14 protein-coding genes, 1 tRNA gene, 1 other RNA gene and 2 other annotated features are annotated in these 13,868 nt (G+C 30.1%); all 16 genes read right to left on the bottom strand.

Going from position 1 to position 13,868, the window contains the following annotated elements; all coding sequences use genetic code 11:
* Nucleotides 1-448 precede the first annotated feature (448 nt).
* Nucleotides 449-1,696: a DUF1015 domain-containing protein gene (locus tag V7Q02_RS14660; protein ID WP_333861830.1), complete on the bottom strand. Its 1,248-nt coding sequence runs from the start codon at nucleotides 1,694-1,696 to the stop codon at nucleotides 449-451.
* A gap of 22 nt (nucleotides 1,697-1,718) precedes the next feature.
* Nucleotides 1,719-2,651, bottom strand: coding sequence for a D-2-hydroxyacid dehydrogenase (locus V7Q02_RS14655; RefSeq protein ID WP_333861828.1), 933 nt, complete (start codon nucleotides 2,649-2,651; stop codon nucleotides 1,719-1,721).
* 19 nt (nucleotides 2,652-2,670) lie between these two features.
* Nucleotides 2,671-3,741, bottom strand: coding sequence for a pyridoxal-phosphate-dependent aminotransferase family protein (locus tag V7Q02_RS14650; RefSeq protein ID WP_333861827.1), 1,071 nt, complete (start codon nucleotides 3,739-3,741; stop codon nucleotides 2,671-2,673).
* An 86-nt stretch (nucleotides 3,742-3,827) separates the two neighbouring features.
* Nucleotides 3,828-4,030: a binding site (T-box leader), on the bottom strand.
* 34 nt (nucleotides 4,031-4,064) lie between these two features.
* Nucleotides 4,065-4,263: a binding site (T-box leader), on the bottom strand.
* Nucleotides 4,264-4,352: 89 nt separating this feature from the next.
* Nucleotides 4,353-4,538 (bottom strand): hypothetical protein, encoded by a 186-nt coding sequence (locus V7Q02_RS14645; protein ID WP_333861825.1) that lies wholly within the window; start codon nucleotides 4,536-4,538, stop codon nucleotides 4,353-4,355.
* Between the two features lie 53 nt (nucleotides 4,539-4,591).
* Nucleotides 4,592-5,374: an EFR1 family ferrodoxin gene (locus V7Q02_RS14640; RefSeq protein ID WP_333861823.1), complete on the bottom strand. Its 783-nt coding sequence runs from the start codon at nucleotides 5,372-5,374 to the stop codon at nucleotides 4,592-4,594.
* Nucleotides 5,375-5,473: 99 nt separating this feature from the next.
* A complete protein-coding gene (locus V7Q02_RS14635) occupies nucleotides 5,474-6,157 on the bottom strand; it encodes a hydrolase (RefSeq protein WP_333861822.1) in 684 nt (227 codons plus the stop codon).
* Nucleotides 6,158-6,213: 56 nt separating this feature from the next.
* Nucleotides 6,214-6,732, bottom strand: a complete 519-nt coding sequence (locus tag V7Q02_RS14630) for an NAD(+) diphosphatase (RefSeq protein ID WP_333861821.1) — start codon at nucleotides 6,730-6,732, stop codon at nucleotides 6,214-6,216.
* Between the two features lie 141 nt (nucleotides 6,733-6,873).
* A complete protein-coding gene (sfsA, locus tag V7Q02_RS14625; protein WP_333861819.1) occupies nucleotides 6,874-7,566 on the bottom strand; it encodes a DNA/RNA nuclease SfsA in 693 nt (230 codons plus the stop codon).
* A 164-nt stretch (nucleotides 7,567-7,730) separates the two neighbouring features.
* Nucleotides 7,731-7,988 (bottom strand): pro-sigmaK processing inhibitor BofA family protein, encoded by a 258-nt coding sequence (locus V7Q02_RS14620; RefSeq protein WP_333861817.1) that lies wholly within the window; start codon nucleotides 7,986-7,988, stop codon nucleotides 7,731-7,733.
* A gap of 117 nt (nucleotides 7,989-8,105) precedes the next feature.
* Nucleotides 8,106-8,381 (bottom strand): DUF2508 family protein, encoded by a 276-nt coding sequence (locus V7Q02_RS14615; protein WP_333861816.1) that lies wholly within the window; start codon nucleotides 8,379-8,381, stop codon nucleotides 8,106-8,108.
* A 75-nt stretch (nucleotides 8,382-8,456) separates the two neighbouring features.
* Nucleotides 8,457-9,053 carry a recombination mediator RecR gene (gene recR, locus V7Q02_RS14610; RefSeq protein WP_333861814.1) on the bottom strand — a complete coding sequence of 199 codons (597 nt, stop codon included), beginning with the start codon at nucleotides 9,051-9,053 and terminating at the stop codon, nucleotides 8,457-8,459.
* 49 nt (nucleotides 9,054-9,102) lie between these two features.
* Nucleotides 9,103-9,447 carry a YbaB/EbfC family nucleoid-associated protein gene (locus V7Q02_RS14605; protein ID WP_073540941.1) on the bottom strand — a complete coding sequence of 115 codons (345 nt, stop codon included), beginning with the start codon at nucleotides 9,445-9,447 and terminating at the stop codon, nucleotides 9,103-9,105.
* Between the two features lie 78 nt (nucleotides 9,448-9,525).
* Nucleotides 9,526-11,187, bottom strand: coding sequence for a DNA polymerase III subunit gamma/tau (gene dnaX, locus V7Q02_RS14600; RefSeq protein WP_333861812.1), 1,662 nt, complete (start codon nucleotides 11,185-11,187; stop codon nucleotides 9,526-9,528).
* Nucleotides 11,188-11,285: 98 nt separating this feature from the next.
* Nucleotides 11,286-11,551, bottom strand: an RNA gene (gene ffs, locus V7Q02_RS14595) — signal recognition particle sRNA large type.
* Nucleotides 11,552-11,562: 11 nt separating this feature from the next.
* Nucleotides 11,563-11,652 (bottom strand) — tRNA-Ser (locus tag V7Q02_RS14590).
* A gap of 218 nt (nucleotides 11,653-11,870) precedes the next feature.
* The gene (gene hydG / locus V7Q02_RS14585; protein WP_333861810.1) at nucleotides 11,871-13,298 is read right to left on the bottom strand and encodes a [FeFe] hydrogenase H-cluster radical SAM maturase HydG; all 1,428 of its coding nucleotides are present in this window, start codon (nucleotides 13,296-13,298) and stop codon (nucleotides 11,871-11,873) included.
* Nucleotides 13,299-13,868 lie beyond the last annotated feature (570 nt).

Below are 13,868 nucleotides of genomic sequence, written 5' to 3'. Positions count from 1 at the left end.
ATTTCTCTACTGCCTATTTTCCCAGACAGCTTTTATAGTATATCATCTCATTTTACCTTTGTCAACACTTTTTTAGTATTTTTTATACTAAATAAATTCGTTGAATTTACTTGCTTTCAGGTACCATGAACACAACGAAAGTTATTATATCACAGCTTTACATATTAAAATTTATTCTTATGGTAAAATTATAAGTTTATCTCATAATTCCTTATATATTCTACCTATATCTACATATTTTATATAAAGATACGCAAGGACATGTTTATTATAATCCCACTATCCAAATCTTCATCTGAACGGTATAATTATCACACTTCACCTTAAACTAATAATTACTTAAATATAATACTGCAAAAAACACTAAAAGATATATAAATTTATCTTCAAATAAAATTATATATCTTTTCATATATATTAAACATAATAATTCACTTGCTTATAATAACTATTTTAATTTATGAACAAACAAGCCACTTCTAAGTTTTGGCTCAAACCAAGTAGACTTAGGAGGCATCACTCTTCCAGCATCTGCAATATTCATTAAATCTTCTAATGTAGTAGGATACATAGAAAATGCAACCCCTGTATTTTTCTCATTTATTCTACTTTCTAATTCCTTAAGTCCCCTTATTCCACCTACAAAATCAATCCTACTATCTGAACGAGGATCTTTTATTCCTAAGATAGGATCCAATAAATTATTTTGAAGAATAGATACATCTAATCCTTCAACAGGGTCAAATGGGTCATATGTCCCTTCTTTAGCTATCAACCTATACCACTTGCCATTCAAATACATTCCGTAATTATACTTAGAAAGAGGTTTATAGGGTTCTTGTCCTTTACATATATTTATATCAAACTTTTTTGAAACTTTACTAATATATTCTTCACTAGAAAGTCCATTTAAATCCTTGACAATTCTGTTGTAATCTATGATATTTAAGTGGGAGTGTGGAAAAATTACTGATAGAAAAAAGTTAAATTCCTCATCTCCTGAATAATTTATATTTTCTTTTCTTCTTTTAAGTCCCACCTTCACTGCTGATGCTGCTCTATGATGACCATCTGCTATATATAAGCTATCCACCTCTTTAAATAAATCACAAATATTATTTATAGTTTTGTCATCATCCACAACCCACACAGTATTTTTAACTCCGTCCTCTGCTATAAAATCATAAATTGGTTCCTTCTGTACCCATTTACTCACTAGAGTATTAATCTTCTCATTATATTTGTACGTCAAAAATATAGGGCCAGTATTTGCATCACAAAAATCTACGTGATTTATTCTATCTTGTTCCTTATCTTTTCTCGTATATTCATGCTTTTTTATTTTATTGTTAATGTAGTCATCTATAGATGTACATGCCACTATGCCAATTTGACTTTTTCCATTCATAATCAATCTATAAATATATAAATTTTCTTTTTCATCTTGTATTAATATTTTATTATCTATCATGTTTTGTAAATTTTCATTAGCTTTTACATATACTTTTCTATCATATAGATCTATATTTTCATCTAAATCAATTTCTGCTTTATCCACATGCAAAAAGGAGTACTCATTATCTTTTGCTATTTCTTTTGCTTCCTTGCTACTCATAACATCATAGGGAAGCTCAGCTACCTTTTCAACTATATTCTTTCTAGGTCTTAATGCTTTAAATGCCTTTAAAGTTACCATTTTACTCTCCCTTTATAGTATATTAACATACATTAATTAAATTTTTATCATGATAATATTGTTCTACTATATTCACTATTTCCATACCTATTCTTTTTTGAGCTTCACAAGTTGATGCTCCTATATGAGGTGTAGCTGATACTCTATCATTATTTAAAAGCTCCTCACAAGGACTAGGCTCATTTTCAAATACATCTATTCCAGCACCTGCAACTTTACCAGAATCCAGTGCATTTATTAAAGCCTTCTCATCTATTATTCCGCCTCTTGCACAATTTATTATATATACACCATCTTTCATAATATCAAATTCTTTTTCTCCTATTAAAGCTTTTTGACCTTTACTAAATGGAATATGGAATGTCACATAGTCCGCTCTCTTTAGTACATCCTTAAATTCACAAAATTCATAATTATTATATCCCTTTGCCATTCCAAGTTTATCTGTATATATTATCTTCATACCTAATGCACTTGCCCTTTTTGCAACTTCTTTTGCAATTCTTCCAAATCCTATAATTCCCAAGGTTTTGCCATATAATTCTACTCCTTTATATTGACTTTTATGCCATTCATTATTCCTCATAGTTACGTTAGAAATATTTACATATCTTGATATAGCAAACATATGAGCAAGTGTTAACTCTGCCACTGAAGCAGCACTGGCATTTGGAGTATTTTTAACTGCTATTCCATTTTGAAGTGCATAATCTACATCAATGTTATCTACTCCTACTCCCCCTCTTATTATAAGCTTTAAATTTCCATTTTTAGCTGCATCTATAAGTGGTTTCCTTATTTTAGTAGCAGATCTTATCACTATGACGTCAAATTCTTTTATTCTATTTTTTAATTCCTCTTCATCAAAGTGTTTATCTATAACTTCATAACCATCTTCCACAAGTTTATTTAATGCTTCTTTATCCATTCCATCACTAACTAATATTTTTACCATTATTAAAACCTCCCAAAATCTATAATTTTAATATATAATTTATATTTTCTAAAAGTTCCTTTATGTCTGAAATATTACAATCAGCCATATGAGCTATTCTAAATGTCTTTTCTTTTAATTTCCCATAACCATTAGAGATTTGAAATCCTTTTTCACCTAATTCCCTATTCAAGTCCGCTACACTAATATTTCTAACATTTTCAATATTAGTAAGAGTATTTGAAAGGTATCTTTCATCAGCAAACAATTTAAAATACTCCCTGCCCCAGTTTCTAACATATTCAGCCATTTCCAAATGCCTCTTATACCTATTTTCCAATCCCTCTGCTAGTATTTTATCTAACTGATAATCCATAGCAAACATATGTGAAATAGAAGGTGTTGAAGGATACTGATAATTTTTTTTCTGTATGTAATCATAAAGTGAAAGCAAATCTAAATAATATCCCCTAAACTCCACTTTTTTTGCTCTTTCCACTGCTTTTTTAGAAAAGGAACAAGCTGCTATTCCTGGAGGAAGTCCTAGGGCTTTTTGACTGGATGTCAAACATACATCTACTCCGAGTTTATCTACTTCTATTTTAGTACCTCCCATAGAACTAACTGTATCTAAACACCACACAACCTCTGGATATTTCTTTACAACTTCTGATATTTCCTCTACAGGATTCATCACTCCAGTTGAAGTTTCATTATGAGTTATACAAATCACATCATACTTATTAGAATTTAATGCTTTATCAATCTCTTCTACATTTAAAGCTTTTCCCCATTCCACTTCATATAAATCCGCTGGCACATTATTATTTTTAGCCATCTCATACCATCTTTTTCCGAAGGCTCCTATTGAAAAAACTGCCGCCCTCTTTGCTGTACAGGTCCTCACAGCACCTTCCATAAGTCCACTTCCTGAACTTGTAGACAATAATATCTCTTCTTTTGTATTAAATAAAATTCTTAATTTATCACTAATTCTCTTTTGCAATGCTGAAGCTTCTTTAGTTCTATGTCCTATCATGGGTTCGGACATTTTTTTTAACACATCTTCTTTTACCTCTACAGGTCCTGGAATAAATAATTTTTTATGCATACTTGTACCTCCAAAATTTACGTAATCACTTAAATGAACACTTTAAATTAATATAAGTATAAAAATAAAAGAGAGCCAATCATCCCTTTAGGGACGATTGACTCGCGTTGCCACCCTTATTAATTATACTCTTTATGTATAATTCTCTCAATTCAGATAACGGTTCTCCGTATTATTCATCATAATAATCCTCCAAGGCGGATTCACAAAAGCATAAATATCAGTTTACACCAACCACTGACTCTCTTTTTATTTCAACTTCTGTTACTATTCTCTTCATAGAATAATATTTAATTTTAATATAAAAAACCAATCAATCCCATTTTAGGGACGATTGGCTCGCGTTACCACCCTTATTGATTATATAAAAATATAATCCTCTCATTAAAATAACGGTTTTTCCGTACTGCTCATCACAGTAAATCTCCAAGACGGATTCACAAAAGTGTGGGTACCAGCTTACACCAACCGCTGACTCTCTTTTACCTAAACTTATGTTACTATTCTTTTCATAGAATAATATTTAATTCACTAAGTTTTAAGATTTGTTATCTATTATATGTTGAATTTTGATATATGTCAATGCTTATTTTAAAAATAAACCATAATTTTTAATTATTATTTATCATCTTCCCGATTTTATTAAATAGATTTTTCTTACATATGTTATTAGAAAAATTTATACAATTACTACAATCATTAGAGATATAACTAGTTTGTAAATCTGCCGTATAAGTTTTAGATTTATATTCTTTACAATTCTCTGCAATAATCATTTTATTTTGTAATGAAAACATTCTATTCACTCCCCCAAAATATTATAATTTTAGTATTCTCCAAATTCAAAATTTTATTTATTCAAATTTAATACTTTTATTATATTTTTTTGGGTTTGGTCTATTTTTTTATCTTTATATCTTATAGCATTTATAGGACATATATGTATACATCTAAGGCACAGGATACATTTGCTATGAAAAATCGCACGTCCTCCTTCAAATGTTATATTCCCCTGAGGACAATTTCTCAAACATAATCCACACTTGTTACATTCTCTTGTAGCATATATATTTTTAGATAATTTAGGAACCATATTTTTAAACACATGATATGCTATTTTATCTAATTGAAATTTAACAAAAAAATTATTTCCCTTAATACTTTTATCTTTTATGAAACTTTCTATTACATTTTTTATTTTTTTGTCAGCTTTAATTAATATATTCTTTATTTCCTTTTCCGTTGGTTTTTTACCTATAAAAAAATAACAGTTATTTGGCATTTTCACACTAATCTGTGCCGAAATAATATATCCCTTTTTCCTCAAACATTTAGCTATAAAATAACATGCAGAAGAAGACTCGGATGCTTGTGTACAATATATTATAGCTCTTTTACTCTTCTTTAAAGAATCAAGCTTATTTAAAAAATCTCTTACAATTTTAGGCGGAAATTCTACATGGGATGGTGATCCTATAATTATAAAATCACATTTTCCAACTTCTTTATCTTCTACATATTGAATATCTATTAAATCTATATCTATATTATAAATCTCAAAATTTTGTTTAAATCTATCTGCAACCCACTTAGTATTTCCAGTACCACTAAAATAATATAAAATACCTCTCATGCCATAATAACCTTAACTTTTACATTTATTAAATTTACAAAATATAAAAGAAATTATCCCTCTCTAAATATAATTATATTCTTTTTCTGATAAAAATTTTTATTTATTATTTTCTTTTTCATACAACTGTCTGTTTTTAACCATAATTTTGCTTAGGATCTCTGCTGATGTAGGCGGAGTAAATGCTATTGCATTAGCACCTGCCAAAATAGTTTCTTTTATAGTTTCCTCTGCTGGACCACCTGTAGCTATTATAGGGAAACTAGGATATTCTCCTCTAATTTTTTTTACTATTTTAGGAGTTTCCTTAGCACCTGATATGTTTATTATAGTAACTCCAGCCTCCACTCTTTCTTTTACATTTTCATACTCAGATACTATTGTTACCATTATAGGTATATCTATAGTATCCCTTACCTGTCTTATAACTTCATTTGGAGTAGGGCTATTTAAAACAACTCCCATAGCCCCTTTAAATTCTGCATCTAAAGCTAAGTTTGTAACTCTTCTGCCTGCCACCGCTCTTCCACCAACGCCACAAAATACAGGTATATCGGCAGATAAAAGAATCGCTTGAGTTATAAGAGGCTGAGGTGTAAATGGATATACTGCAATAACCGCATCTGCATTGCTATTTTTTATAACTGCTACATCTGTAGTAAATAAAAAAGATTTTAATCTTTTACCAAATATTCTTATGCCACTTGCTTCTCTAATGACCTCAGGTACCTTAATCATATGTCTTATAGGGATACCTTTTATCTCAGGTATATATTTAGCCATATTTTCTCCCCCTTTTTGTTCTTCAAACTATTAGCCTATTGCAGTATTAAAAAATACTATTTTATAAATTGTTCAGTATATTCTATTTCTTTTAAAACTTTTTTTACTATTCTTTTACCAATTTCGTCATCTCTCATTTCATCTAAAGCATCCTTTATGTGAATCCAATTGGCATCTTCCACCTCATCAGATTTTTTTATATACCCACTTTCATAGTTAGCCATAAAGGTAAGCATTAATAATTCTTTCTTATTATTGACTACATATTCACTTCCTAAATATTTTAAATCTTTTATCTTAAGTCCAGCCTCTTCATATACTTCTCTGTGAACAGTTTGTTCTACATTTTCGCCATTTGTAACATAACCCGATAATAAAACTCTGCAATTTTTAAATATATAGCTTTGTTTTAATAATAATATATAATTTCCCTTTATTACCGCTACCATTACACAGGGTCTTGGAGTATCAAAATACATTATCTTGTCCTCAGGACAATACGGCACTCCCCCTTCGTCCCAACTGTATTTTTCTTCTAATTTTCTTCCACATATCGGACAATATATAAATTTCATAAATATGCTGCTATAAAAGCAGCTGCACCCCCTTTGATTTGAATAAAATTTTTATATGTCATATTAAAACATTAATATACTAATATTATAAACTACATATACAGAATTAAAAAATAAATTTAATATCTATTATATAATTTATTATAACTGTACTTTTATTTCATCCTTTAAAACTATAAAATTCTCCCCTACATCACAACCATAGGCAAATACTTTAACATAATTTTCCTTTGCGTGTCTTAAAGCTTCTCCAAATTTTTTATCCATTTCATCATAAGGTCTAAAATATTTAATATCTCTCATTTGAATTAAGAATAATACCGCCGCTTCCATTCCTGACTTTTTTACTTCTATTAGTTCTAACAGGTGTTTTCTTCCTCTTTCTGTAGGTGCATCTGGAAACATAGCCACTCCTTCTTTTTCTAAAGTAACTCCTTTTACCTCAACATAACATTTTGAATTTTCATCTCCAGAAAGTTTAAAATCAAATCTGCTGTTTCCAAAAGTTTTTTCTCTCTCTATTTTATTATATTTGGTGAAATAATTTATCTTCTTATTTTTTAATGCCTCTTCTACAACTTTATTTGGAATCTGTGAATCTATATTTATCAGTTTATTTCCTTTATATCCTGCTATCAAATCGTATTTAGTTTTCCTATTTATACCGTTTTCTTCTCTTAATAATATTATAGTTCCTGGAAGAAGTATTTCCTTGCATCTTCCTGTATTGGGTACATGGACCATTATGTCTGAACCATTCAATTTTACATAAGCTTGAAATCTATTAGGTCTTCTAATAAATTCAGCTTTTACTATATTCTTATGAAATATCAACCTACCAACTCCAGTAAAACTAAATTTATTTACATATTTAGATCATACCAGATTCTCACATGCAACATACAATTTATTTTTGTTATATTTTTATGAATAAGTTTTTATAATAAAAAAAACTTCATCTATAAAATAAAAGGATGAAGTTTTTTTTATTAAAATTTTTAAAAAAATAATTTAAATATTATAAGAAATATTACCCCTGGTATACCAAGAAATCCTGCAATAAGGGCAGTAATGGCATTAATTCCTATACTAAATTGAAAGTAACTTCCTATTAAATTTACAATTACTAAAAGCACAACACCAAGTACTGCATTTATAATGAGCTTAAATAATAATTTTATAGGCCATGAAAATACCTTTACTATAACATATAATCCTACTATAGCAATTAAAAAATACCCTATATACTCAATCATAATACTCATTCCTCCCATACAACCCACTATTAATAAACTTCCCTGAACTATAATACTACTTAATTTATATTCTAACAGTAAAAAAATATTAATACAAAAGAAATAAGTACAATTTTTTTAAGATAATTTTCTATTAGTATCTACATTTTTGTATTTTAATTTTATTTTATTCTTTTTCATTTCATTTAATAAATACATATACCTTGCTTTTGCCGCTTCTTCCATATATATAGCATAATCCACCAGATGAGGGTCTTTTACGGTATCAAAATATATTCTACATCTCTCTAACTCTTCTCTGGCTATTTCTATATCCCTTAATAATTTTTTTTGTTTTGGTGTATACTTCGAACCCTTTCTTAGTAAATACTGAACTACACTATATTTATTCATAGAACATAAAACCTCCTAAAGTTTGTATACTATCTTAATGGTTAACATAAGTTATACATAATATACAAATTTTATTTATATTTCTGTTCTACCTTCCAATGCCTTCAATAATGTAACCTCATCTGCATATTCTAAATTTCCACCTACTGGAATCCCATGGGCTATTCTAGTAACTTTAACTCCAAAGTGTTTTAATATCTTGGATATATACATAGCTGTGGCTTCTCCTTCTACATTAGGATTAGTAGCTACTATAACTTCATTCACATCACCATTTATTCTTCTTATAAGTTCCTTAAGTTTTATATCTTCAGGTCCTCTTCCTGCCATAGGTGATATATTGCCATGTAACACATGATAAACTCCATTATATTCTTTTATTCTCTCCATAGACATTATGTCCTTAGGATCTTCAATTACACAAATTATACTTTTATCTCTATTAGGATTTGAACATATAGCACAAGGGTCAGAATCTGTAAAATTTCCACAGACAGAACAGTACTTTATAGTACCTCTTGCTTTAACTAACGCTTTGGCAAACTCTTTTACCTCATCTGCAGATAAATTTAATATATGTAATGTAAGTCTCTGGGCTGTTTTGCGTCCTATCCCCGGAAGTTTTGCAAACTCTTCTATTAATTTTTCAATAGCAACAGGATAAAAATCCATAAAATCACCTCAATTATAAAGCCCCATCTCTTAAGATGGGGTTGTAAATTTAAAACATTCCTGGAATATTAAGTCCACCAGTTAGTTTCTTCATTTCAGAAGCAGTTTGATCCTCTGCATTTTTTAATGCTTGATTACATGCAGTTAACACCAAATCTTCAAGCATTTCTATATCTTCTGGATCAACAACCTCCGGTTTTATCTTTATGCTTACTATTTGCTTCTTTCCATTTACTACTACTGTTATGGCTTCTCCACCAGCAGTAGCAGAAAACTCTTTATTTTCAAGCTCCGATTGCATATCCTCCATTTGTTTTTGAAACTTTTGAGCCTGTTTCATTAAATTATTCATATTTCCCCCGCCACCAAAGTTAGGGAATCCTCCTCTTGCCATAGCATATTTCCTCCTCAATTATAATATCCATTTAATTATATCATATTTTTATAAAATCCTATCTGTGTTTTACATATGTTATTCATCCAGTATTTCTACCATATCTTCTCCAAATGTATCTTTTAAAAGCTGTTCTCTTGAAGGAACAGTATCTTGTATGTCATTTTCTATAGAATATTTAACTGTAACCTTTTCTTTTAATATTTCTGAAAATATCTGTTCTACTATCTTTACATTTTCTTGCTTTTCCAATCTCTGTTTATGAAATGCATAATTCTTATTATACTCTATATTTATTATTCCCTTGTCACAACTTACTATTTTTCCTGTAGTAAGAGCTGCAAATAATACCATATGGTGTCTACTTTTAAATAATTCAAGTATATCTTTCCACCTTTTTTTTGCAATGTCTAATGTGACCTTTGAATACATATTCCCCTCTGTTACAGGTTCTGTTTTTTTATCAGCCAGACTTTTTTCTTCATTATCACTATAATTGTCTCTTTTAATCATATTATCTTTTTTAGATATTTCTTTTGCTCTTACCACTTCTTTAGAAGGTACTTTTTCATGAAAAACTTTAATTTTCTCATGCTTAAGAGTTTCTTCCAACCTATTTAATCTAGAAAGCATTATTTCCTTAGATGTGTCATATTCTACCTTACACATTTTTATTACTGCAAGTTCTAGATAGATTCTACTTTGCTTAACCCATTTAGATTGCTCTGTAGCATCCTGAAATATATTTATATGTCTCATTATTTCCTCTACACGTATTTTCTGTGCCTGTTCCTTTAAAAGTTCCATATTTTCCTCTGATACATCTAAAATCTCTTCCGGGTTATTTGATACCTTTACCATTAACAAATTTCTCAAATGTACTATCATTTCCTTAATAAAGTTATATATATCCTTTCCGCTTAGAACTATATCATCAATTACTTTCATGGCCAACTCTACATTTTTTTCTATTATGCTATCTGTAAGACGAAATAAATTTTCATTTGTAACTAATCCAAGCATTTCAATAATACTATTATATTCAACTTTTCCACTTCCCATAGATATGGCCTGATCCAGCACACTCAGTGCATCCCTCATAGCTCCATCACATATCCTAGATATTAAATTTAAACTCTTATCATCTGCAAATATTCCCTCTTTGTCAACTATAGCCCTAAGCCTATTAAATATCTCCGAACTTTTTATCCTTCTAAAATCAAATTTTTGACATCTGGAAAGTATAGTTACAGGAAGTTTTTGCGGATCCGTAGTAGCAAGTATGAAAATTACATTTAAGGGTGGTTCTTCTAAAGTTTTTAAGAATGCATTTACAGCTTCCTGGGTGAGCATATGTACTTCATCCATTATATATACCTTATACTTACCCTCCTGTGGTGGATATTTTACATTTTCTATTACATCTTTTATATCTTCGAGCTTTCTTTTAGATGCTGTATCCATCTCGATTACATCCATTGAAATACCTTGATTTATTTTTTTACACATTTCACATTCATTACAAGGCTCTCCACTATGAATATCTAAACAATTTACAGCTTTTGCTAGTATTTTTGCCATTGAAGTTTTTCCCGTACCTCTAGTTCCAGAAAATAAATAAGCATGAGCTACTCTATTATTTAGTACTTGGTTTTTTAACGTAACAGTTATATGGTTCTGACCCACTACATCTGAAAAATTTTTAGGTCTCCATTCTCTATATAGAGTAGTATAAGACATATCGTCACCTTCTTAATGTATATTTATAGGTTTAAAATATATAATTTTATATAATAAAAAAGACACCTCATGGTATCTTTAAATGCAAATTATTAAAGTCGTGCACCTTGCTTCGTCTAATAAAACACAAGCGTTACCCATATAGTTAACTCAAACCAGGTTTATCCACGGCACACAAAAATATTCACTTACCGCTGCTTCCTTCCGGACCTGACGGGGTTCATGAGTTCTTGTTGCGTGGGACCAAGCTCTCAACGCCACTTTTATGGGTCAGGCCTCACATTTTAAAGTCTAAGCTAGGAATTCAACCCTGCTATAGCGGATTGCAGGTTACAGGGCACCGCTAACTCCCCATCTAGCACGACAAAGTTAAAATGGCGGAGAGAGGGGGATTCGAACCCCCGGTAGAGTTTCCCCTACACACGCTTTCCAGGCGTGCTCCTTCAACCACTCGGACATCTCTCCACAAAGTTTACTCATGAAAATAAATTAGGTATTTAATTTAAAACTAAATACTTCAACAGAACAATCAACATTATACTATTAAAATTATATAATTTCAATAGTATAATTGAGATTTATTTTTATAAATTTAATATCTGCATTTTAAAACTGAAAACTGAGATACTCCTTAGAATTTCTCAGTCTTTAGTTTAACAATATTGAAAAGATGTTTAATTATTTTAAAATCTTAAATCTCTCTCACCATTTCTAATACGATTAAGGTAATCCATAGCTTTTTCACGCTGACTTTCATTTGGAACATTTTTAATTTCATTATCGATCATTTTTTTACCCATATCTTTTAGTTCATCATCTGCGTAATCCTTCAAGTACTCCTCAAAGGTTAACAGTGCATTTGGCAGACAATAATTCCCTATGTTACCTGACTTGGCAAGCGGCATAAACCTATCTCCTGTTCTGCCCACACGATAACAGGCTGTGCAATAGCTTGGTACATACCCATCCTTTACAAGGCCTTTAATGATATCAATAGGTTTTCTATGATCCGCCAAATCAAACTGAGGTTTTTCTTCAATACCATCTTCATCTATAGTTTCTCTTTTGGCATATCCCCCCACTCCTACACAAGAACCTGCACTCATCTGAGAAATACCAACCTCTAGGAGCTCCTTACGAAACTCAATACTCTCCCTTGTAGAAAGAATCATTCCCGTATAAGGAACTGCCAGACGAATTGTAGCAACCACCTTTTTGAAATCTTTATCCTTCACTAGATGAGGAAAATTACTGTAATCTACTCCTTCTGCCGGTAAAAGCCTTGGAAAGGAAATTGTGTGTGGACCAACACCATGAACTGATTCTAAATGTTCAGCATGCATTAAAAGAGCTACTGTTTCATAATGATAATCATATAATCCATATAACGGACCTATTCCTACATCATCAATGCCTCCGCCACCCATTGCTCTATCCATTGCTTCTGTATGCCATTCATAATTATGTTTTGGCCCAGAATGCATATCAAGGTAGGTAGGCTTGTGGTATGTTTCCTGAAATAAAATATACGTTCCTATTCCTGCGTCTTTTAATTTTTTATAATTTTCTTCAGTTGTAGCAGCAACATCTACATTTACCCTTCTAATAGCACCATTTTCGAATTTTTCATTATAAATGGTTTTTATACACTCTAATATATATTCAATTGGACATTTTTTATCATCTTCACCTGCTTCAAGAAGGAGTCTTTTATGTCCCATAGCTTCTAATGCCTTGATCTCTTCTCTTAGTTCATCCTGTGAAAGCTGATGTCTGCCAATTTTATTTGCACACCTATATCCACAATATTTACAGTTGTTCACACAATAACTTGATAAATAAAGAGGTGCAAATAATACAATCCTTCTTCCATAAATTTTTTCCTTCACTTCTTTTGCAATCTTATACATCTTTTCAAGAGTTTCTTCATCATCAATTTCTAATAGAATAGCTGCTTCTCTGTGTGTAAGTCCCTTATACTTTTTTGCTTTAGATAAAATTCTATCAATTTCATCCTTGTCCTTAACAAATTTTTTAGCTTCATTAATTGATTGTAAAACTTCTCCATCTTCGATAAATTCATTAGAATCCATTGACTTTACATTATACATATCTCTCACCCCACAAAATAATTTTATTAATATTTGCAATGTATATTTTCATTCAATTATATTAAAGATAAAAACTCCCTTTCCGAAAATAATTCAGAAAGGGAGCAGATTAGCAAAAATAAAAATCAACCATGCCAAATGCACGCCTTTCCGCTGGAAATATACCTTACGGTCAGGTAAACAATCAAGCCTTGTATCCCCAATTAAATTTAACACAAGCAGATACAATGCATATTAAAAAACAATACCTCTTATTTTAGTTTTAACATACATATTTGTCTTTGTCAAACACCCATTAGTGAGCTAAACAAGTACCATAATAAAGGTTAGCAAAAGGTATTTCTTCAGTAGTAAATTTAGTAAAAAATCTTTCAGATAAAATAGATAAACTTACTAAAGAAATCTGACCTACGGACACCTAATATCCATATAAAGGGTAATTGAGATTTGTACAAAAAAATATTCTGAAAATAATAAAAAACCACCAATTTATAGTATAAAATTGATTTGCAGACCAATTTTACTAGAAAAGGTGGCTTGTTATGATTAATGATCAAGAATATATTACAA

It is taken from the genome of Clostridium sp., assembly GCF_036781005.1.
Classification (GTDB): domain Bacteria; phylum Bacillota; class Clostridia; order Clostridiales; family Clostridiaceae; genus Clostridium_B.
Note: the sequence above shows the minus strand (reverse complement) of the source record. Positions and strands in the feature narration are given on the sequence as shown.

Coding starts and splice junctions, on each gene's coding strand:
- dnaX (WP_333861812.1), bottom strand. CDS start 11,187: ATGTCTTATACTACTCTATATAGAGAATGGAGACCTAAAAATTTTTCA.
- V7Q02_RS14620 (WP_333861817.1), bottom strand. CDS start 7,988: ATGATTGAGTATATAGGGTATTTTTTAATTGCTATAGTAGGATTATAT.
- V7Q02_RS14660 (WP_333861830.1), bottom strand. CDS start 1,696: ATGGTAACTTTAAAGGCATTTAAAGCATTAAGACCTAGAAAGAATATA.
- V7Q02_RS14655 (WP_333861828.1), bottom strand. CDS start 2,651: ATGGTAAAAATATTAGTTAGTGATGGAATGGATAAAGAAGCATTAAAT.
- V7Q02_RS14605 (WP_073540941.1), bottom strand. CDS start 9,447: ATGGCAAGAGGAGGATTCCCTAACTTTGGTGGCGGGGGAAATATGAAT.
- V7Q02_RS14640 (WP_333861823.1), bottom strand. CDS start 5,374: ATGAGAGGTATTTTATATTATTTTAGTGGTACTGGAAATACTAAGTGG.
- V7Q02_RS14635 (WP_333861822.1), bottom strand. CDS start 6,157: ATGGCTAAATATATACCTGAGATAAAAGGTATCCCTATAAGACATATG.
- hydG (WP_333861810.1), bottom strand. CDS start 13,298: ATGTATAATGTAAAGTCAATGGATTCTAATGAATTTATCGAAGATGGA.
- V7Q02_RS14645 (WP_333861825.1), bottom strand. CDS start 4,538: ATGTTTTCATTACAAAATAAAATGATTATTGCAGAGAATTGTAAAGAA.
- V7Q02_RS14630 (WP_333861821.1), bottom strand. CDS start 6,732: ATGAAATTTATATATTGTCCGATATGTGGAAGAAAATTAGAAGAAAAA.
- V7Q02_RS14615 (WP_333861816.1), bottom strand. CDS start 8,381: ATGAATAAATATAGTGTAGTTCAGTATTTACTAAGAAAGGGTTCGAAG.
- V7Q02_RS14650 (WP_333861827.1), bottom strand. CDS start 3,741: ATGCATAAAAAATTATTTATTCCAGGACCTGTAGAGGTAAAAGAAGAT.
- recR (WP_333861814.1), bottom strand. CDS start 9,053: ATGGATTTTTATCCTGTTGCTATTGAAAAATTAATAGAAGAGTTTGCA.